This is a genomic window from Pelodictyon luteolum (assembly GCF_001622165.1).
GTDB lineage: Bacteria > Bacteroidota > Chlorobiia > Chlorobiales > Chlorobiaceae > Chlorobium > Chlorobium luteolum_B.
The window spans coordinates 1-19,344 of the sequence record NZ_LVWG01000021.1; the positions used below are offsets into that span (position 1 = coordinate 1).

The following is a 19,344-nucleotide window of genomic DNA, read 5'->3' on the forward strand; positions in this document are numbered from 1 at the left end:
TTTGGCACAAGTCAGGAAAGCCCTGAAAGAATATGGCGACTGTACTTCGTAGTGTGAGCAGAGCAAGTCCTCAGTACGTCAGTATCTCTTTTCTGGTTCGAGGCAGATTGCAACACCGAAGCAGGGGTACCATGGAAGAGGCAATATCGGAGACTTCGACACCTTCGACACTAACTTCGACACCTTCGACACTAGCTTCGACACTCGCGAGTTCATGAACTGAAGTGGACCCCAGCCATCAGACAACATCTGCTCGAGTTTAAGCAGGCTCGTACCACACGCCCCGCCCTCGGCCATGCTGTGTCAGATGGCCCTGTCCGGCCAGCGAACGCAGAAAGAACACGAGCCACGGTTGCCAGTCGGCGACGTCGGTCCGAATCGCGCCCTGAGTCTGCCGCAACGCCAGATAGTAGGCCTCTTTGTTGATCTCGATGACGCTTTCCAGAGAACTGTAGGGCACATAGGCGTAGCCTGCCTGAATCACCATGACGATAACTATGACGATAACTATGACGTCAGACCTCCTCTGTCCGGCCCTTCAGGCGGTTCAAAGGGGGCATCTGGCAACCTTTTTTGTGGAAGGGAATTTTGTACATTAAGGGTATATGGTTTTTGCATTAAACAGGGGTTGCAGCGTGAAGGGAAAGCGGATTGTACTGGGGGTGTGCGGCGGAATTGCCGCGTATAAAACACCACATCTGGTGCGTCTCCTGAAAAAGGCGGGCGCTGAGGTGAGGGTTGCGCTGACCGAAGCCGGCGGGCGGTTCGTCAGCGAGCTCTCTCTTGCGACCGTGTCCCAGGAACCCGTCCTCCGCAGCATGTTCCCCGCAACCGACACTCCCGGAGTCGACTATACAACCCACATCTCGCTTGGAGAGTGGGCCGACGCCCTCGTCATTGCGCCGGCAACAGCCAATACGATTGCCAAACTGGCCGCAGGGCTGTCGGACGACATGCTGACCGCCTGCTTCATCACCCTCCGTCCCGACCGGCCGGTGCTCATCTTCCCCGCCATGGACGGCTATATGTTCGCATCCCCTTCGGTGCAGCGCAATACAGGTACCCTCTCTCAACAGGGGTGCCGGGTGTTCAGCCCCGAACAGGGAGAACTCGCTTCAGGCCAGTGCGGCCTCGGCCGCATGGCTGATCCCGAAGAGATCGTACGCCAGCTTCAGGAAGCACTCACACCGGACCCTATCCTCAGAGGAAAACATGTGGTGGTGACTGCCGGCCCGACGCGCGAAAAGATCGACGGGGTGCGCTTCATTTCCAATTACTCTTCGGGCAGGATGGGCTTCGCCATCGCCCGGGCGGCTTACCGTCGCGGTGCCCGTGTGAGCCTGATTACCGGTCCGGTGCAGCTTCCAACCCCCGAAGGCATTGTGTGCATCAAGGTCGAGAGCGCCCGGGAGATGGACGAAGCCGCACGCGCTCTGTACGAGGGCACGGACATCTTCATCGGGGCGGCAGCGGTGGCCGACTACCGTCCGCTGGAAGCGGTTGAGGGCAAGATGAAGAAGGGTGCAGAGACGATGGCGGTGCAGCTCCAGCTGAGCCCCGACATCCTTGCCGGGTTCGGAGCACAGAAAAAGGCTGGACAGCTCGCCGTAGGCTTTGCGCTAGAAACTGCCGGAGGCCTCGGGAACGCAAAAGGCAAGCTCGAATCGAAGAACCTCGACCTCATCGCATTCAATACCTTCGAACAGCCGGGTTCGGGCTTTGAGGGCGATACGAACCGCCTGACCCTTATTGAGCGGAACGGCAGAACGGATGCGCTCCCCCTTATGACGAAAGACGAGGCCGCAGGAAAGCTGCTTGAGGCCGTCTCCAGGATTATGGGGGCGGAGGGAGGGAACGCTTGAAGGACGTACCCGCCACAGAAGCACTCGGGGCACTCCGCCTGGAAACGCTCGAGTGCCGGAAATGCCGGCTTGCCGAAACCCGCAACACGGTTGTGTTCGGTGAAGGCGACCCCGCAGCGAAGCTGGTGGTGATCGGTGAAGGACCCGGGGCCGAGGAGGATGCAACAGGCAAGCCATTCGTCGGCCGCTCGGGCCAGCTGCTCACCAAAATCCTTGCGGCAATCGGCTTCAGCCGCGAGGAGGTGTTCATCTGCAACATCGTCAAGTGCCGGCCGCCACAGAACCGCAACCCGGCGCATGATGAAATAGCGGCATGTACCCCGTGGCTGAAAAGCCAGATCGAAATCATCCGCCCGAAGGTGATCCTCCTGCTCGGAAAGGTTGCGGCAAACACCATCCTCCAGAACTCGCTTTCGATGGGTGCGATGCGGGGGCAGGTGCTTCAGTGGGAAGGAGTCGACTGCTTCGTGACCTACCATCCGGCCGCACTGCTCCGCAACCCCAACTGGAAGCGGGGGTGCTGGGAGGACGTGCAGCTGCTCAGGCACCATTATGACAACATTACCATGCCCGTCAAGGAGACGGGGGCTGAATGAAAAGGGACAGAAAAGAGGACAGGAACATCATAGATTTCGATCAGGACATCGATTTTTCCAGAGAGAGCCGCATACCGCCCTACTCCACGGAAATCGAGCAGGAGGTGCTTGCGTGCCTGCTGCTTGAGGAGGATCCGATAGAGCAGGTCGTGCAGATCTTCGCCGACAGCGGAGCCCTGGTGTTCTATGAGCGGCGCCACCAGATCATCTTCCGGGCAATGATGCAGCTCTACAACAAGCGGCAGGCGATCGACCTCATCACCGTGAGCGAAGAGCTGGTGAAGATGGGCGAGCTCGACAACATCGGCGGAAGACACTATCTGGCGGAACTCTCCGGCAAGGTGATCAGCGCTGCCAATGTGGAGTACTATGCGCGCCTGGCAAAGGAGAAGTTCCTCTACCGGAGGATGATATCGATATCGACGAAGATCTCGGAGAGCTCCTACAGTTCGTCGATGGACATCTTCGATCTTGTGGAGCACGCCTCCCAGCAGTTCTTCAACATCTCGCAGGCGGGCATCAAGAAAAGGGCCACACCCATCAAGGAGCTGGTGAAGAACGGCATCCATATGCTCGAAACCCTCCGCGCCTCCCAGTCATCGGTGACCGGTGTTGGATCGGGGTTCTCGGAGCTCGACCAGATGACGGCCGGGTTCCAGCGCTCTGACATGATCATCATCGCTGCGCGTCCTTCGGCCGGCAAAACCGCGTTTTCGCTGGCGCTCGCCCGCAACGCGGCCGTCGATTTCCAGACACCGGTGCTCTTCTTCTCCCTTGAAATGGCCGAAGTGCAGCTGGCCGTCAGGCTCATGTGCGCCGAGGCCATGGTGGAGTCGCAGCTGGTGAGGACCGGCAGGATTTCAAACGAGATGATGGGACGCATCATCAACAATATGGACAAGCTGAACGAGGCAAAGCTCTTCATCGACGACACGCCGGGCATCTCCATCATGGAGCTGACCGCCAAGACCCGGCGCATGAAGCAGGAGCATGACATCGGCATGGTGGTCGTTGACTACCTCCAGCTGGTAAGTCCCGTGCGTGACGGCAAGAGCAACCGCGAGCAGGAGATCGCCCAGATATCGAGGTCACTGAAAGCGCTGGCCAAAGAGCTCAACATCCCGGTCATCGCCCTCGCCCAGCTCAACCGCTCCGTCGAGCAGCGCACCGGCGACCGCCGCCCGCAGCTTTCCGACCTTCGTGAATCGGGCTCCATCGAGCAGGATGCCGACGTGGTGATGTTCCTCTCACGCCCCGAGATGTACGGTAAACAGACCTTCGAAGACGGCTCCTCCACCAAAGACGTGGTGGAGATCGTCATCGGCAAACAGCGAAACGGTCCGATCGGCGACATCCGCCTGCTGTTCCTGAAGAACCACGGACGGTTCCAGTCGATGGCCAACGCCTACATCACCGCAGCAGCTGAATCCGAAGTCGATTACGGCAACACCGACCACTACCGGGCGCCCGAAGCGGACCAGCCGCCGGACAGAGAGGGGGCCTATATCAATCATGACGAAGCACCGTTTTAACCTGATTACCTCATGCCCGCACACACACCGAACGAGGAGCCTCCCGCCACCCGGAAAGGAGCGGAAGATGCAGTACCAGGCGCCCGAAAAAGCCGGCGGCGCAAGGAGGAGCGCTACACGGGCATCGCCGCATCCCGCGGCATCGCAATCGGGGAGTGCTATGCGTTCGTAAAAGAGACGGAGATTCCGCTTCCCCTGAAGCTGGAACCCGAAAAGACCGAAGCGGAGGTCGAGCGGTTCCTCACTGCGCTCGGCCGCTCGGAGAAGGAGCTCCGTAAAATAGAGCGCGTCACCATCAAGAAGCTCGGAAAAAGCTACTCGAACCTCTTTCAGGCGCAAATCATGGTGCTGCACGATCCCGTGCTCACCGAATCGGTCACCCGGCGCATCCGCTCTGAGATGCGGCCTGCGAACCTCGTCATCGAGGAGGAGTTCTCGAAGTACCTTGAGCTGTTCCGCAAGTCGGACGACGAACTGTTCCAGGAGCGCGCCGACGACATGCAGGACATCAAGGACCGCATCATCCGCAATCTCCATGTCCGTAAACTGCACTCATGGATCCCTGAAGGGGTGATTGTAGCCTCCGACCACCTCTCACCGGCCGACATCGTGCTACTCAGCCGCAGCAACATCAAGGGGTTCGTCACTGACACGGGAGGAAAGACCTCGCATATCTCCCTCATCTGCAAGTCACTGAAGATTCCGATGGTCGTCGGGCTCGGCAAACTGTCGCAGAAGGTGGTTGCAGGACGGCAGATGATCATCGACGGAAGCACCGGCACGGTGCTTGTCGACCCTTCGGAAGAAAGCATTGCTGAATACACCGCCCGCCAGAAGGCCGAGCAGAAAAGTGAAGAGGATGAGTCGGAAGCGGCCGTCTATCCCGCAATGACGAAGTGCGGCGTACGGATCTGCTTCTACGCGAACATCGACTTCAAGGAGGAACTCGACGCCATCTGCGCTGCCGGCGCCGAAGGCGTGGGGCTGTTCCGGAGCGAGAACCTGTTCACCGACGCATCCAAAGTACCCTCAGAGTCCCTCCAGGAACGCTACTACTTCCAGATGGCCGACGCCATCGCCCCCCTGCCGCTCGATATCCGTCTTTTTGACATCGGAGGGGACAAGCTGATGTACTCGCCAGTCAAGGAACCCAACCCCAACCTCGGCTGGCGGGGCGTGCGCATCCTGCTCGACCTGCCTGAAATCATCGAAGCACAGATCACGGCCATACTGAAAGCCAACCTCCACGGCAACATCGACATCCTCGTACCGATGATCATGTCGCTTGACGAGATTGCGGCGGTACGCGCCATTCTGGACAGGCTCTACCTGGAGATTTCACAGAAAAGCGGACTGCAGATCGAAAAACCCGGCTTCGGCGCCATGATTGAAGTGCCGGCAGCCGTGGAGCTGATCGAGGAGATCACCCGGGTGGTCGACTTCATCAGCATCGGCACCAACGATCTCACCCAGTACACCCTTGCCGTCGACCGCAACAACGTCATCGTACAGGACCTGTTCGAGAAGTTCCACCCCGCACTCATCCGCCAGCTGTACCGCATTATTTCAACGGCACAGAAAAACCGCTGCAAGGCGATCATATGCGGCGACATGGGTTCCGACCCGCTCGCCCTTCCATTCCTCCTCGGATGCGGCCTCCGCCACTTCAGCGTGGTCAGCTCCGACATCGCAAAACTCAAGTCGCTCGTCGGCCGCTACACGCTCGAAGAAACCGAAGGGCTCGCCCGTGAGTGCCTGATGCTCACCACCGCAGAAGCCATCAAGGACCGCCTTGAACGGTGCCGCAGCATGCACTGAAAACCGCCCTGGATTCCACAGTAAAAACACAGGCCCCCAGCACACCCCTTGCAGGCAGCGTATGCTCCGCCGACAAGGGGAAGATGGAACGATGCCTGCTCACCCGTGCCCGTTCATTACGAATACAGCCCCCTGCACGTCCTCATACCAGAGCCGTATGCGACGTCCCCCCCCTTTACCGACGCTCCCGTCCGGCAGAGATAGAGGAAGAGAGCAAGAGAGAGCCGTAGCACTCCTGGCACCGCCGTCAGACGGATTTCCCTTTTTTTCCATAATCCAACCAGCAGGATTCGTTGTTTTATCCCGAAAAAGGGATAAATTGGTTTTATCCCATATAAAGGATAATCGAGTGTTGGCCATTGACAGTAAGGCCCTCATAACGAGGGTACCATCAAAATTCGTACAAGACGCCAGATGAACACCATCCGCACCACGAAACAACTTGCACTGCTGCTGCAGGGATATCGCAAGGAACAGCAGCTGTCACAGGAGCAAGCGGCAGAGAGAGTCGGGATGAGCCAAAAAATGGTATCGGCCTTTGAAAACCACCCGGAACGCTGCTCCATCGGAAACCTCTTCAAACTGCTTTCCGCCCTCGGCCTTGAACTCTCGCTCAAAAGAAAAGCAGATGGATCAACAGACAAAGGCGAGTGGTAATGGGCAGACCATCAAGCACGAAAATGCTCCGGCTCCTGATGAATGGAGAGGATGTCGGAAACTGGACTGTCCGCCCAAACGGTATGCATGAGTTCGGCTATACAGCCTCGTGGCTTACCCTGCCGCATGCCCGGCCGATCTCTCTTTCCATGCCGTTACGAACTGAACCTTACCGTGGTGAAGCGGTCTACGCCTACTTCGACAACCTGTTGCCGAACAATGACCAGATCAGGCGAAGAATCCAGAACCGCTTTGCCGCCGGAGGCATCGATCCGTTTTCGCTCCTGCAGGAAACCGGACGCGATTGTGTTGGCGCCATCCAGCTTCTCGCCCCAAACGATACAGGAGAAGATATCCGAACCATCCGGGCAACGGCTCTTGACCCGGCAGGAATCGCATCCCTCTGCAATAATACAACCCGGGACGCCGCCTTCGGCAAAAGAGAACAGGCGGGTGACGAATTCAGGATTTCTCTTTCCGGGGCAAAGGAAAAAACGGCCCTTCTTTTTCATGAAGGCCGGTGGATGATTCCCCACGGCACCACACCCTCAACCCATATCCTCAAACTGCCACTCGGCACAATCGGCCAAAACCATATCAACATGGATTTGTCGATCGAAAACGAGTGGCTCTCCCTGAAGATCCTCGAGGCTTACGGACTTCCTGTCGCCAAAGCAACCATCGAAACCTTCAGCGACGTGAAATCGCTCGTTGTAGAACGCTTCGACAGAAAACCGTCCCGTGAAGGGGACTGGATCATGCGCCTCCCGCAGGAAGACCTCTGCCAGGCCACCGGGACACCGCCTTGGCAGAAATACGAAAGCGATGGCGGTCCGGGCATCGAAGCCATCATGCAGCTCCTCCTCGGCTCAGCGCGTGCAGAGGATGACCGGAAGCTGTTCTTCCAGACACAGGTTGCCTTTTTTCTTCTCGCGGCTATCGATGGGCACGCAAAAAACTTCAGCATCTTCCTTGGTCCCACAGGAACGTTCCACCTCACGCCCCTCTATGATACCCTCTCGGCTTTTCCTGTCATCGGAAACGGCCGAAATCAGCTTCCTCCCGGAGAAATCACCATGGCCATGGCTCTTTGGGGTAAAAGCCGTGTGTACCGATGGGCAGGCATGACACGGCGCCACTTCATCACCACCGCAAGAAGCTGCGGCCTTACAGGGCGTACCGCCGAAACCATCATCGATGATATGCTGCAGCGAACGCCGCAGGTTCTTATGGATACCGCCCGACAACTCCCGTCCGGGTTCCCGGAAAGCGTAGCCGGAGCAATCTTTGACGGTGTGGAGCAGTCACTGGAAAGAATTGGATGAAAGAGGCCCTGTGCCCTGAAATGAGACCGTACGGCAGCCTTTTCCGCCAATACATGCTCTTGAGAAAGGAGGCCCTCGCTGACATCCCTCTACTCTCATCTCCTGGGGAACTGCTCGAGGCCGAGCGGCCCCGCTTCAGCCGGGTTGGAGAGGAGTGCCGGCCGCTGACAGGGTTGTTTCATAGCTACCTGCTTCGTGGCGGCTTTCCCCAGACCGCACTACTGGAAAGCACCCCTATGGCACAGAAACTTCTTCGTGAAGACATTGTCGACAAAGTCCTCAAGCGCGACATCTGCTCCATGTTCGGCGTAAGGAGACTCAAGGAGCTTGAGCAGACATTTCTGTATTTCTGCCAGCATGACGGGGGGATGCTTGACATCCCCACACGCTGCAACAATCTTGATGTCAATAAAAAGACTGTACTCAACTTCATGATGCTGCTTGAATCAGCTCACCTGATATACCGGCTGAAGCCGCCTGGTTACGGCAAGGAAATACTGAGGGGCCGAGAGAGAAAGGCCTGCTGGAAGACTCCACAGCGCTTGGCCGGGTTGTTGAAACAGCATTTTTCAAACACGTCTTCGAATGCCACCACAAAGAGAGCGGCGCATTTTCGTACGGGAGAGACCCTTCCACCCAGCATGAGATTGATTCCATATTGTTTTTCTCTCTGATCTCACTGAGAATGTATCAATCGATTATTATCGAAGACTTTCGCCGGGGGCGTACTTTTTACCGGCTTTTTGTCGGGACCCCTTTTCTGTCTTTTCGATACGGAATTTTGTTGCATGTAGCGATGTTTTAGTATATGTTACATGTTACAGGATCAAACAATAACTCAAGGATGGATACTATGGCGGGGGTAGCCGAAAGAGTTCAAAAGTACAGGGCGGGCTTACGCAAGGCCGGGATGCGCCCGTTGCAAATATGGGTTCCCGATACCCGGCGGGCAGGGTTCGCGGCGGAGTGCAGGCGGCAATCGGCCCTTTTGAAAAAAGATCATCAGGAAAAGGAAGTCCTGCAGTTTCTGGAAAAGGCCGCAGACCGTGAAGGGTGGACGGCATGAAGCGGGGCGAGCTCGTCTCCATTGCATTATCAGGCGACTACGGCAAGCCACGCCCTGCCCTCGTCGTTCAGTCTGATTTCTTTTCTGAACATCCTTCTGTGACGGTGCTGCCCGTGACCAGCGAACTTCGTTCAGCGCCGTTGTTTCGCATTGAGATTCCTCCGACGGCAGACAACAACCTGAAAAAGCTTTCCCAAGTGATGGTGGATAAAATCCAGACCGTCCCTTCTGAAAAGGTGGGGCCTGTTTTTGGACGGCTCGATGATACAAGCTTACTCGCCATTAACCGGGCATTGGCTTTGTGGCTGGGGTTTGCGTAGGCTTGCCCCACCAATCATTCACGACCGCGTTGATTACGCAGCCTTTTGTTAAGCCCGTCCCAACCATCGATTACATCCGTTCTCCAAGGCCGAAGGATCGCCAAGGATGTAGGTTTCGCCAAACCTCGAACACATTGCAGCCCTTCGATGGAAAGTGTTCTCGAGTTGACCCGAAAGGCGCTTCACCATTCTTCTGCATGTGGTATTAATCCTAGCCTTGCCGTTTTCCTCAACCAGAACGCAGCGCCTTGCATGGTACTGAGTAAATCTACTCAGTACCATGCAGGGCAGCTCTGTTTGGTGCAAGCGTGACAATGCGTGAGCTTCACTCCAACTGCATTCGTAGGGCGGTCCGGCCGCCATGGGCTGCCGGATGCGGTATCCCATCAGCCTGATAGCCATTTCGGCGATTCTGCCCCATACGAGCCAGCTGCGGGAGGTTCAGCTCGATGGAGTCGTAGATGTGGATGATTCCTTTGTTGGGGTGGGGGGAGATGGCCGTGGAGCGTGATGAGGTTGGGGTTACTGGTTTGATGAGATTCTGCAGGCGCTGGAGATGGGCGGTGTGATGCATTTTCCTGTAAGCCCTGATTTCAATTCGGCTGCAGGGCTTTTGCCGGTTATGCAATTTTCAAGTTCAACTTGAATATTACATACTTCAGAACAAGTACCAAACAGAAACCCGTAGGATGCATCATAACAACCGACGCGGCTTCCAGTCCCTGTCTTCATCCTTCAGGGTGCCATTCTTTCTACCATGCAGGCGGGAACAGCATAAACACGTCTTCGAATGCCACCACAAAGAGAGCGGCGCATTTTCGTACTGGAGAGACCCTTCCACCCAGCATGAGATTGATGTCATCGCCGACACAGGCGAACGACTCGTGCCGTTCGAGGTCAAGTTCATGGACGGTGCTATAGAGGCCGGGAACCTGAAAAAACTGAAAGCATTCTGCAGGACCCGCTCCGTCGAGGGCGGGTGTGTAATCACCCGTGATGCCGCTAAGGGCTCCCGGGTGTCGTTGCCCCCCTCCCCCCTCATCCATGCTCATCGACGAGCCTTGAGGCGCTTTGGTAGCCGATCACATCGACATCACTCCGCCGTTGGTGTTCCGTGCCGCCATAGATCAGGCTTAACGTCTGAACGCGTTCACCGAGCGTGTTATGGACAGCGTGCAACGAGGTAAAGGCCTCCTTCGCAACAGTCATTCCTGATTTAATTTCGGCAAGACCGATCTTCTCCCCATCTTCAAAGAGCAGGTCAACCTCCCTGCCGTTGCTGTCCCGGTAAAAAAAGAGACGGGAGTGCCGCCCCAGATTTTTCTGCCTCTTCACGACCTCCAGGACAACCAGATTCTCGAACAGGTTCCCTCGAAGGGGGTGTGAAGCCAGATGCGTTTCATCACGGATGCCGATAAGCCAGGCGGCCAGACCCACATCACAAAAGTAGAGCTTGGGTGATTTGGTCAGGCGCTTGCCAATGTTGGCGAACCATGGAGGGAGAAGGAAAACGATAAAAGATGCCTCAAGAACGCTCATCCATGCCCTTGCCGTCTGGCTCGAAATGCCCGAGTCGGCCGCGAGACTCTGTAGGTTCAGAAGCTGACCGGTCCTGCCGGCGGCAAGACGCACAAAGGTTTCGAATGCGCTGAGATTGCGGAGCTGCATCAGTTCGCGAAGATCCCTTTCAATGTATGTTGCAAAATAGTCTCCGAGCAGGACCGTCGGATCAAGCCTGTCGGCATGGATGCGCGGGTATCCTCCGGCATAAAGCATTCGGTTGATGGAGGTGTCGGCGCCAGCGCCCTGCAGCTCCGCAATGGAGAGGGGGAGAAGTTCGAGCAGAGCCGTACGACCTGCCAGAGATTGGCTGACGCTACGACTAAGCTCGAAGTGATGGCTGCCAGTCAGGATGAACTCGCCTTTGCGGTTATGCAGGTCAACCCGGACCTGAAGCCAGGAAAGCAGTTCGGGCACTCTCTGAATCTCATCAAGAACGGCTCCCTCGGGAAACTGCTCAAGGTACCCCCGGGGGTCGGACTGTGCAAATGTCCTCGTATCCGGCCGTTCGAGGTTGCTGTATGGCTTTTCTGGAAAGCATTGCCTACAGAGAGTCGTTTTTCCAGATTGGCGGGGCCCGGTGAGGGTGACGATCGGGTACTGCCTTGACCTCTCCTTCATGGTAGGAGCAAGATGTCTTTGGATCATTGTTATGCAATTTTCAAGTTCAACTTGAATATTACATACTTCAGAACAAGTACCAAACAGAAACCCGTAGGATGCATCATAACAACCGACGCGGCTTCCAGTGCCTGTCTTCATCCATCAGGGTGCCATTCTTTCTACCATGCAGGCGGGGACAGCATAATGACCAGATAACGATAACCATCATTTAGAAAGAACACATATACAGCAATAAACAGTTATCCTCAAAGAAGGAGTATTCTACCCTGTGGATTCAAATTTCGGGGTCTTCATGGACTCATGTCCCGACCGGCGGGGCCAACAGCTGATACTGCGGCGGGAAGCCCTTCCTGCAGAAGAACAGAGGCGTCATCCCATGGCACCCGGTGCATGACAATGCTGCACCATATCGATAGCGATGATGCCGGTTATCTGGAAATCGCGGAGTTCATTGCTTCATACGGGGAACCTGCAGCTGTCAACCAGGACCTGCATGAGCTTTTCACCCGGACTGCATTCAATGTCGATACAGCACATCGCGACCTTCATCTGAGAAACCATCTGTTTCTCCGCTCGCCGGAGCGGATGGAGGCTTTCCCCCGTTTCCCGAACCCCGCCCCGTTCAGGGGCGGGTATCCTCGATCTTGGCCTGTTTGCGGATGGAAGCGAAGTATTCGCTGAAGAGCTGTTCCTGCTTCATCTGCAGGAGACGGGGGGCGACAGCCGCTTTTTCAAGGGCGGGGTCCAGCCCTTCGGGAAGGGCTTTCTTCTGCACCATGAAGACGGCAAAGCCGTCATTACCCCTGACAGGCAGGGAGAGCTTCTGCACCGGCATGCCGGCCATGGCTTCCACAAGGGGACGGTCAACCCCGTAGCCCGGGATGAACCCGTCGCTCCAGCGGATGTCGTCGGCAGTGAAGAGGCTGAAGTTCTTGTCCGCGGCAGCGATCTTCTGCAGCGTGGCGCCGGGAACCGAGACCAGCGCCTGCAGCTTCTTTTTGATGAACTCCCCCTTTTTCTCCCGTTTCAGTTCCGTGGTAATGGCCGATTCAAGCTCATCGTCAAGCTTGCGGTAACCGGTGTCGTTCTTCCCGGTAAGGCTCATGACATAGAATCCCCGCTCGGTATCAAGTACGTCGGAGAGATCCCCCTCACCGGCCTTGAAGGCGAATGAAGCAATCTTTTCGCTGTAGCCGATGGAGGGAATCGGCATGTTGCGGGTGAAGTCGCCGGTTTTGGCAATCTCGCGTTTTTCAGTTTCGGCTGTCTTCGCAAATCCCTTATCCTTCGCATCCATCTGGAACGCCATGGCGATGCGCCGCACGCTTTCAGTGGTTTCGGAAGAAGGACGGATGCTGCGGGTAAGGGCGGAGCCGATAAATGCGCTGCTGTCAAACCCTTCAACCTTTATGATATGAAAGCCGAAGCGGGTTGCAACCGGACCGACAATCGTTCCCGGCGCTGCCTTGAAGACCGCATCGGCGAACTCCGGCACCATGCGATCACTCCGGAACCAGCCAAGCTGGCCACCGCTCCGGGCGCTGCCGGGGTCAGCGGAGTAGCGGCTTGCAAGGTCAGCAAACGAAGCACCGGCTTTGAGCTGCCGGAGAATCATCTCCGCCTTCGCCTGTGCCTGCAGGAGCTCGGCCCTGTTAGCGGGGTTGAAGCCGATGAGGATGTGCGACGCACGGGCCAGGGGTCGTGGAGCCGTCACGATCTGCTTCACCTTCAGAAGCCAGTAGGCTCCCTGGTCTGCGACGGGGCCGATCATCCCGCCCGGCCGCATGGAAGGGGAGCCGAAAACAGCAGAACCTGCTGCAGGTGAAAAAGCGGAACGGTCAAACACCATGTCGGCACCACGGGACTCGTCGCTCTGCACCGACACGAACGCGCTGTCGGAGGAGGCAGAGGCAAAGTCGCTCCTGAGTGACTCGAGTTCACTGCGGGCCAGCAGACTGTCCTTTGCTGAAGGAACGAGCGGGAAGAAGACGTACTCAGCCGAACGCGAAGGAGGCTGAGGGAACATCTCCTTGTGCTCGTCATAATACTTCCGCAGTTCATCATCCTTCACCGGGAAGCTGGCATCATCTCCGGCGTAGCTGTAGGGAACGGGGATGAACGAAGCCGACATGCGGGTGTACTGGCGGCGGACGAGTTCATCGACCTCCCGGTCCGTCACGTGCGCCATCGTGCCGAGCGCACGAAGCAGCTTCTGGATCTTCAGTTCACGGCGGATGATGTCCTCGACCTGTACCCACATTTCCTTGTTCCGGGGATCCTTGCGGGCGCTGTCAAGCCGTGCGCGGTCGATGGCGCCGGTAGCGGGGTCCATGAAGTTGCGTGCGATGATCTGGGGCGGATCGGGGCGCTGGATGGCAGCCAGGATTTCAGAATCTTCGATGGTGATCCGGAACTTCCGGAACTGCTCTTCAAGCAGCTTCTGGTCGACAAGGGTGTTCCAGGCCTGTTCCTTGAGACCAAGCTCCGCTTCGGGCGAGATGTCGCCGCCGGGGTTGCTCTGGCGGTAGTTTTCGCTGTACTGGCGGTAGATTTCCTCATACTCGCTGTAGGGCACCGGCGTGCCGTTTACCTTTCCCGCCTGTCCGTTGCGGCCGGCAGGACCGCTGAAGTTCATGCCCCATTCGAAAACGATGAGTGCGAGAAATGCGGCAAGGAGCGTGTAGAGGATGATATGCGTTTTATCGCGCATGCTCGTCATGAGTGCCATAAGACTTCCCTGTGTATGGTTGCTGCTTTTGTGTTACGATTGTTCCTGTTCTTCTTCCCAGCCTTCCCTGCCGATGAGCGGCACGAAGGCGAATTCATGATACCGTTCCCTCAGAAAGACCTCGCCGCGGCGGGTAATGACGGTCATCTGCTGCACATCCATCCCCCCGAGCGGAATGACGAGGCACCCGTTGTCCGAAAGCTGGCGGAGGAGCGCTTCGGGCTCCTTCGGTGCTGCGGCGGTGACCAGGACGGCGTTGAAGGGGGCCTCCTCCGGCCAACCCTCTGAGCCGTCCCCGAGTTTTGCTGCAACGGGGAGGGCAAACCGCCTGAAGCGCCCCAGGGCATCACTGTAGAGCGGCAGGACCCTCTCGATGGTAAAGACCCTGTAGCCCATGGCATCGAGGATGGCCGACTGGTAACCCGATCCGGTGCCGACCTCCAGCACCTTGCCGGACGGCACCCTGTCGGCAAGCAGGCTCGTCATGTAGGCCACCGTATAGGGCTGCGAGATGGTCTGGCCGTGCCCGATGGGCCACGCCGCATCGTCGTAGGCGTGCTCCCGCTCGCTTTCGGGGAAAAAAAGGTGGCGGCGGACCTCCAGGAACGCCTCGAGGACCCTTGCATTCATGATGCCTGAGCGCCGAAGTCCCTCGACCATCTCCCTGCGCCTTCCGTCAAATACCGATTCGCTCCATTCCATACCTGAAATCCTTTATCTTTAGAGACACAGGCGCAGGGGGAACGCTCCGCTAATATTGCATCAAAAGGGGAAAAAGCCAAACAAAGAGAGCCGCCATGAGCGAACTGCAGTGCACGATACTGGGTGAAGGGTGCAGGATGGGAACCTACATCCTCTTCATCCGCCTCAAGGCTCCGCTCCTGATTCCGTTCGGGCGGTTCATGGGCGGCCGACCCGTCGAGGCCCCGGAGGGCGACTACGTCTACGTCGGCTCAGCTCTCGGAGAGCGGGCCTCGGGTTCACCGCTTGCCCTGCGCCTCTTGCGTCACGCCTCCCGTTCAGGCAAAAAACCCGCGCACCCGATCCGGCGCCTTATGCTCCGGGAGTTCCAGGCCGCCGGCCTCACAAGCGGACCTTCCGCCCGCCACCCCCTTAAACATCTCCGCTGGCACGTCGACTACCTGCTCGAGCGGCGGGAAGCTGAACTCTTCCGGGTAATCGCAATCCGCAGCCCCCTGCGGCTCGAGGACGCGCTCTCCGTCGTCCTGAACACGCACCCTGCCGCCGAAGCCCTCGCTCCCCGTCTCGGGGCTCAGGACCGTAAACAGGGCGCACACCTGCTCCGGCTTTACGACACCGCGGCCGTCATGGCCGACATGGAGAACGCTGCGCTCCATCTGACGGGGAACTGAAGAACTACTCCTCCAGACGGCCGAGCAGTGCGGCGACGAACTGCCGGCGGTCGAAGAGCTGCAGGTCGTCGATCTTCTCTCCCACACCGATGTACTTCACCGGCAGCTTGAGTTCCCGCGATATAGAGAGCACGATGCCGCCTTTGGCCGTACCGTCAAGCTTGGTGACAATGATACCCGTCACATGCACGAACTTCATGAACTCCCGGGCCTGCTGCACGGCGTTCTGGCCGGTGGTGCCGTCAAGCACCAGCAGCACCTCGTGCGGGGCCTCGGGGATCTTCTTTTTGGCCACCCGCATGATCTTGGCAAGCTCCTCCATCAAATGACTCTTGTTGTGCAGCCGGCCTGCCGTATCGACCAGCACCACGTCAGTGCCGCGCGCCACGGCCGAGCTGACGGCATCGAACACCACCGAGGCGGGATCTGCACCCTGCCCCTGGCCGATGAGCGGCACGCCGGCCCGTTCGGCCCATACCTGCAGCTGCTCATAGGCCGCTGCGCGGAACGTGTCAGCGGCGGCAATGACCACCTTCTTCCCCGCCCGCTCGTAGTTGGAGGCAAGCTTGGCCACGCTCGTGGTCTTGCCCGCGCCGTTCACCCCCACGATGAGGATTACATGGGGCCTGGCCGCAAGCGGTGCGTCGAACTCGACCGGATGCTCAAGGCTGCTGTCCCTGAGCATGCCCGAGATTTCATCGAGCAGCATCCGGTTCAGCTCTTCTTCAGAACGGTAGGTCTCCCGTTTCGCCCGCAGGGTGATGGCCTCGACGATGTCGAGCGTCATCTCCACGCCGACATCCGCCCCGACGAGGATGTTTTCGAGTTCCTCAAGGAACTCGTCATCTATTTCCGTTTTACCCTTCGTCACCACAGCCAGCTTCTCGCGAAGCGTCTCGCGCGTCTTGCCGAGCCCTTCAGTCAGCCGTGAGAGTTTGAACTTGTCAAAAAAACCCATATGCAGTCATGTTAATCCAGCCCCGAAAGGCAATTGAGTTCCCCCACGCGGCGCACCCATTGCAGCCGATCCAGTCAATATAACGAGCACTCCAGCCATAACGGCATGCCACCCTGCATAAAAAAAGCGGCAGTCTCTCTCTCTCTCTAAACCCGCCCCGTCCGTCGAGGCCCGGTGCGGCAAGCGGCCGGTTGCGCTCGAATGGTACAACACCTCACGAAGCAGCCCTAAGGCTGTTTCAACGGCTGCCATTCTGCTGAAGCAAGCATCGATGCCGGTACAGCATCAATCCCCTCAGCCATCGCCCACGGCTCTCCTTCAGCATGGCACATGACAAAAAGACGGTCGAGCTCAAGCGTCTTCAGGGCCCTGCGCATCGACAGCGTGACTTGCGGTGACCGGGTAAGCTTGATTTCAAATCCCACCCTCTGAGCGTTTTTTACGATCAACAGGTCCAGTCCCGCACCCGCATGCAGGCCCCAGAAAAAAGCCTCGCCACGCTCCGCATGGGTCCGCCGGATAAGCTCCTGTACCATGAACCCTTCCCACGAGGCGCCGCATTTCGGATGGGCCAGCAGATCGTCCCGCCCGCCGATTTTCAGAAGGCTGTGAAGAATGCCGGTGTCGGCCACATACACCTTCGGCGACCGTACCTCCCGCTTGCCCGTATTGGCATGCCACGGAAGAAGGCGAAACGCCATGAACGTGCCTTCCAGGATATCCAGATAACGGCCGACCGTTTTGTCGCTGACGCCAAGCGAACGACCCAGTTCGCTCCCGCTCCAGGTCCGGGCGTGATAATGAGCCAGCATGGTCCAGAAACGCCGCAGCGTCAGGGCCGGCAAGTTGATGCCCAGTTGCGGAAGGTCGCGCTCAAGATAGGTGCGGATAAAGGATTCCCGCCATTCCAGACTGCCGGCGTTGTCGAGCGCAAGCAATGCACTCGGCAAGCCGCCCCGCAGCCAGCGCTCATCCAGCCAGTCGCTTTTGGCTGCTGCAGGCGCATATTCGTCCAACCCAAGGCCGTCAAGTTCATGAAAAGCCACCCGTCCGGCAAGGCTTTCCGATGTCTGCTTAAGAAGTTCAGGCGCGGCGCTGCCGAGAATCAGAAAGCGGGCAGGCAGTTCCTCGCGGTCGGAAAGCACCCTCAAGAGAGGAAAAAGATCCAAACGAAGCTGTATTTCATCCAGTACAACCAGGCCGGTCAATGGCCGCAACACAAACGAGGGATCGCTGAGGCGGGCCTGATCGTCAGGATCCTCCAGGTCAAAGCGGTGCACGGGGCCCTGCCAGGCGGCTGCAAGCTACCTGGCCAGCGTGGTTTTGCCTGCCTGCCGGGGTCCGAGAATAGCTACCACGGGAAAAGCGGCTAGCTGTCGGACAAGATCCTGAACAGGGCCTTTTCTTGGTATCATGACGGAAATATATGAAGATTCGGAGTCCGTCTCCGAATCTTCATACCAACATCAGACAGACAGCACGTTCCCTCACCAACGGGAACGAGCGACCGGAATCGGAGCGGAAAACAGCTTTTTGTCGCATCCGCAAAGCCATCGGCACGCCGACGGATTCAAGAGAAATCTGGATTTGCTTCGTAGAGAGGCTCTCTGGCCACAGAAGCGAAGATGTTGTTTCTCCCGGGGAAAATACATACAATTCGGAATGGCGCGTCCAACTGACTTCGGGAGAGGTGCGGAAGGCGTCACGCCCCTGAGGGTAACGCCCCATCATCCAGAACCACATTACCGTGCACAGCACCTTGAAGCATGACACACAAAACAACCGCTGAGGTCGGAGAGTTCGGCCTCATCGACAGAATCTCCGCCATCGTCAAGCCCACCCTTGCGGCCTCACCCGGCCTCATCGCCGGCATCGGCGACGACTGCGCCGTCTGGCATCCGGCGGCGGGCATGAATGAAGTGGCTTCAACCGACCTGCTTTTGGAGCAGGTCCACTTCGACCTCCTCACCACCCCCGTGAAGCACCTCGGAAGCAAGGCAATCAGCGTCAATGTCTCCGACATCTGCGCCATGAACGCCATACCGCGCCACGCCCTCGTCTCCATAGCCGTGCCGCCGTCATTTCCAGTCGAAATGATCGAGGAGCTCTACCGCGGCATGGAGGCCGCCGCCCGGGAGTACGGGATCGCCATCGTCGGTGGCGACACCTCGCGCTCACCTTCCGGACTCGTGATTTCCGTCACGGTAACAGGGGAAGCCGAAGAGTCCAATGTAACCTACCGGAAAGGGGCCGAACCGGGAGACCTCATCTGCCTCACCGGCACGCTCGGCGGCTCGGCGGCCGGCCTCAGGGTCCTGACGCGCGAAAAGCTCATCATGATGGAGCATATCGAACACAATGAAGCGTACGAAGGCAGCATCATGGCCGACCTCAAGGAGTACAGCGGCGCCATTCAGCAGCACCTGCTCCCGCTTGCACGGCTCGACATCGTCCGCTTCCTCCACGAACGCCGGGCGCACCCCTCGGCCATGATTGATGTTTCCGACGGACTCGGCCAGGACCTCGGCCACATCTGCAGCGCATCGGGCACCGGCGCGCTCCTGCAGGAGAACCGCATCCCGGTCAACTCCACCGCCCGGCTGATTGCCGACGAGCTGCAGGACGATGCCCTCGGCTGGGCGATAGGCGGAGGAGAAGACTACCAGCTGCTCTTCACCATGCCACATGAGGAATACCAGAAGATCGCCGACAACCGCGACATCTCGGTAATCGGCGAAATCACCCCCAAGGAACAGGGCATACTGCTCAAAGACATCTACGGCATCGAAATAGACCTCCAGTCGCTCCCCGGATTCGACCACTTCCGATGATGAGGGAGGGGACGGGTACAGGAATAATCAGCAACACATGGAGGGTGGCGCATTCTGCTTGTGAAAATGAGGGAAGAGTGTAACTTTACCTGGC

Annotated in this window: 19 protein-coding genes and 1 pseudogene; 12 read left to right on the forward strand and 8 right to left on the reverse strand. The window is 58.0% G+C overall.

Features of this window, described 5'->3' with window-relative positions; genetic code table 11:
• Window positions 1–259: 259 nt before the first annotated feature.
• Window positions 260–490: pseudogene (locus tag A3K90_RS03245) on the reverse strand (hypothetical protein); the annotation flags it as partial.
• A gap of 115 nt (window positions 491–605) precedes the next feature.
• Here A3K90_RS03245 and coaBC point away from each other — a divergent pair.
• From coaBC to A3K90_RS03290, 9 genes are all read left to right on the forward strand, one after another.
• Entirely contained in the window at window positions 606–1,862 is a 1,257-nt protein-coding gene (coaBC, locus tag A3K90_RS03250) for a bifunctional phosphopantothenoylcysteine decarboxylase/phosphopantothenate--cysteine ligase CoaBC (protein ID WP_303681160.1), read from the forward strand.
• Window positions 1,859–2,458, forward strand: a complete 600-nt coding sequence (locus tag A3K90_RS03255; RefSeq protein WP_303681161.1) for a uracil-DNA glycosylase — start codon at window positions 1,859–1,861, stop codon at window positions 2,456–2,458. Before coaBC ends, A3K90_RS03255 begins: the two co-directional genes overlap by 4 nt.
• A complete protein-coding gene (gene dnaB / locus A3K90_RS03260) occupies window positions 2,455–3,990 on the forward strand; it encodes a replicative DNA helicase (RefSeq protein ID WP_011358625.1) in 1,536 nt (511 codons plus the stop codon). Before A3K90_RS03255 ends, dnaB begins: the two co-directional genes overlap by 4 nt.
• Before the next feature lie 12 nt (window positions 3,991–4,002).
• Window positions 4,003–5,808, forward strand: a complete 1,806-nt coding sequence (gene ptsP / locus A3K90_RS03265) for a phosphoenolpyruvate--protein phosphotransferase (protein WP_011358626.1) — start codon at window positions 4,003–4,005, stop codon at window positions 5,806–5,808.
• 414 nt (window positions 5,809–6,222) lie between these two features.
• On the forward strand, window positions 6,223–6,465 hold the full coding sequence (locus A3K90_RS03270) for a helix-turn-helix domain-containing protein (protein ID WP_011358627.1): 243 nt from the start codon (window positions 6,223–6,225) through the stop codon (window positions 6,463–6,465).
• Window positions 6,465–7,790, forward strand: a complete 1,326-nt coding sequence (locus tag A3K90_RS03275) for a type II toxin-antitoxin system HipA family toxin (protein WP_303681163.1) — start codon at window positions 6,465–6,467, stop codon at window positions 7,788–7,790. Before A3K90_RS03270 ends, A3K90_RS03275 begins: the two co-directional genes overlap by 1 nt.
• Window positions 7,791–7,810: 20 nt before the next feature.
• Window positions 7,811–8,464, forward strand: a complete 654-nt coding sequence (locus tag A3K90_RS03280) for a hypothetical protein (protein WP_303681164.1) — start codon at window positions 7,811–7,813, stop codon at window positions 8,462–8,464.
• Window positions 8,465–8,643: 179 nt separating this feature from the next.
• Window positions 8,644–8,856 (forward strand): antitoxin MazE family protein, encoded by a 213-nt coding sequence (locus A3K90_RS03285; protein WP_041464212.1) that lies wholly within the window; start codon window positions 8,644–8,646, stop codon window positions 8,854–8,856.
• Window positions 8,853–9,176, forward strand: coding sequence for a type II toxin-antitoxin system PemK/MazF family toxin (locus A3K90_RS03290; RefSeq protein ID WP_011358631.1), 324 nt, complete (start codon window positions 8,853–8,855; stop codon window positions 9,174–9,176). The genes A3K90_RS03285 and A3K90_RS03290 overlap by 4 nt, the downstream gene beginning before the upstream one ends.
• Window positions 9,177–9,501: 325 nt before the next feature.
• On the opposite strand, the gene A3K90_RS03295 is transcribed toward A3K90_RS03290, so the two are convergent.
• From A3K90_RS03295 to A3K90_RS03305, 3 genes are all read right to left on the reverse strand, one after another.
• Window positions 9,502–9,750, reverse strand: a complete 249-nt coding sequence (locus tag A3K90_RS03295; protein ID WP_157858189.1) for a hypothetical protein — start codon at window positions 9,748–9,750, stop codon at window positions 9,502–9,504.
• 178 nt (window positions 9,751–9,928) lie between these two features.
• A complete protein-coding gene (locus tag A3K90_RS03300; protein WP_303681166.1) occupies window positions 9,929–10,228 on the reverse strand; it encodes a hypothetical protein in 300 nt (99 codons plus the stop codon).
• Entirely contained in the window at window positions 10,215–11,384 is a 1,170-nt protein-coding gene (locus A3K90_RS03305; protein WP_369690403.1) for an ATP-binding protein, read from the reverse strand. Before A3K90_RS03305 ends, A3K90_RS03300 begins: the two co-directional genes overlap by 14 nt.
• 372 nt (window positions 11,385–11,756) lie before the next feature.
• On the opposite strand from A3K90_RS03305, the gene A3K90_RS10275 reads away from it, so the two are divergent.
• Window positions 11,757–12,041: a HipA domain-containing protein gene (locus A3K90_RS10275; protein WP_369690404.1), complete on the forward strand. Its 285-nt coding sequence runs from the start codon at window positions 11,757–11,759 to the stop codon at window positions 12,039–12,041.
• Here the strand turns inward: A3K90_RS10275 and A3K90_RS03310 are convergent.
• Window positions 11,983–14,088 carry a peptidylprolyl isomerase gene (locus A3K90_RS03310; protein WP_303681168.1) on the reverse strand — a complete coding sequence of 702 codons (2,106 nt, stop codon included), beginning with the start codon at window positions 14,086–14,088 and terminating at the stop codon, window positions 11,983–11,985. The genes A3K90_RS10275 and A3K90_RS03310 overlap by 59 nt on opposite strands.
• Before the next feature lie 33 nt (window positions 14,089–14,121).
• Window positions 14,122–14,790, reverse strand: coding sequence for a protein-L-isoaspartate(D-aspartate) O-methyltransferase (locus A3K90_RS03315; protein ID WP_303681169.1), 669 nt, complete (start codon window positions 14,788–14,790; stop codon window positions 14,122–14,124).
• A 95-nt stretch (window positions 14,791–14,885) separates the two neighbouring features.
• Here A3K90_RS03315 and A3K90_RS03320 point away from each other — a divergent pair, with 95 nt between their 5' ends.
• Window positions 14,886–15,461 (forward strand): DUF123 domain-containing protein, encoded by a 576-nt coding sequence (locus A3K90_RS03320; RefSeq protein ID WP_011358636.1) that lies wholly within the window; start codon window positions 14,886–14,888, stop codon window positions 15,459–15,461.
• 4 nt (window positions 15,462–15,465) lie between these two features.
• Here A3K90_RS03320 and ftsY read toward each other — a convergent pair whose 3' ends face one another.
• On the reverse strand, window positions 15,466–16,419 hold the full coding sequence (gene ftsY / locus A3K90_RS03325; protein ID WP_011358637.1) for a signal recognition particle-docking protein FtsY: 954 nt from the start codon (window positions 16,417–16,419) through the stop codon (window positions 15,466–15,468).
• 227 nt (window positions 16,420–16,646) lie between these two features.
• Window positions 16,647–17,699, reverse strand: a complete 1,053-nt coding sequence (locus A3K90_RS03330; protein ID WP_303681170.1) for an ATP-binding protein — start codon at window positions 17,697–17,699, stop codon at window positions 16,647–16,649.
• 486 nt (window positions 17,700–18,185) lie between these two features.
• On the opposite strand from A3K90_RS03330, the gene thiL reads away from it, so the two are divergent.
• Window positions 18,186–19,250: a thiamine-phosphate kinase gene (thiL, locus tag A3K90_RS03335; RefSeq protein WP_303681171.1), complete on the forward strand. Its 1,065-nt coding sequence runs from the start codon at window positions 18,186–18,188 to the stop codon at window positions 19,248–19,250.
• Window positions 19,251–19,344: the final 94 nt, after the last annotated feature.

Bases quoted from the DNA above. Each gene is read 5' to 3' on its own strand.
- coaBC (WP_303681160.1), top strand. From the start codon at position 606: ATGGTTTTTGCATTAAACAGGGGTTGCAGCGTGAAGGGAAAGCGGATT.
- dnaB (WP_011358625.1), top strand. From the start codon at position 2,455: ATGAAAAGGGACAGAAAAGAGGACAGGAACATCATAGATTTCGATCAG.
- ptsP (WP_011358626.1), top strand. From the start codon at position 4,003: ATGCCCGCACACACACCGAACGAGGAGCCTCCCGCCACCCGGAAAGGA.
- A3K90_RS03270 (WP_011358627.1), top strand. From the start codon at position 6,223: ATGAACACCATCCGCACCACGAAACAACTTGCACTGCTGCTGCAGGGA.
- A3K90_RS03275 (WP_303681163.1), top strand. From the start codon at position 6,465: ATGGGCAGACCATCAAGCACGAAAATGCTCCGGCTCCTGATGAATGGA.
- A3K90_RS03280 (WP_303681164.1), top strand. From the start codon at position 7,811: ATGAGACCGTACGGCAGCCTTTTCCGCCAATACATGCTCTTGAGAAAG.
- A3K90_RS03285 (WP_041464212.1), top strand. From the start codon at position 8,644: ATGGCGGGGGTAGCCGAAAGAGTTCAAAAGTACAGGGCGGGCTTACGC.
- A3K90_RS03290 (WP_011358631.1), top strand. From the start codon at position 8,853: ATGAAGCGGGGCGAGCTCGTCTCCATTGCATTATCAGGCGACTACGGC.
- A3K90_RS03295 (WP_157858189.1), bottom strand. From the start codon at position 9,750: ATGCATCACACCGCCCATCTCCAGCGCCTGCAGAATCTCATCAAACCA.
- A3K90_RS03300 (WP_303681166.1), bottom strand. From the start codon at position 10,228: ATGAGCATGGATGAGGGGGGAGGGGGGCAACGACACCCGGGAGCCCTT.
- A3K90_RS03305 (WP_369690403.1), bottom strand. From the start codon at position 11,384: ATGATCCAAAGACATCTTGCTCCTACCATGAAGGAGAGGTCAAGGCAG.
- A3K90_RS10275 (WP_369690404.1), top strand. From the start codon at position 11,757: ATGCTGCACCATATCGATAGCGATGATGCCGGTTATCTGGAAATCGCG.
- A3K90_RS03310 (WP_303681168.1), bottom strand. From the start codon at position 14,088: ATGGCACTCATGACGAGCATGCGCGATAAAACGCATATCATCCTCTAC.
- A3K90_RS03315 (WP_303681169.1), bottom strand. From the start codon at position 14,790: ATGGAATGGAGCGAATCGGTATTTGACGGAAGGCGCAGGGAGATGGTC.
- A3K90_RS03320 (WP_011358636.1), top strand. From the start codon at position 14,886: ATGAGCGAACTGCAGTGCACGATACTGGGTGAAGGGTGCAGGATGGGA.
- ftsY (WP_011358637.1), bottom strand. From the start codon at position 16,419: ATGGGTTTTTTTGACAAGTTCAAACTCTCACGGCTGACTGAAGGGCTC.
- thiL (WP_303681171.1), top strand. From the start codon at position 18,186: ATGACACACAAAACAACCGCTGAGGTCGGAGAGTTCGGCCTCATCGAC.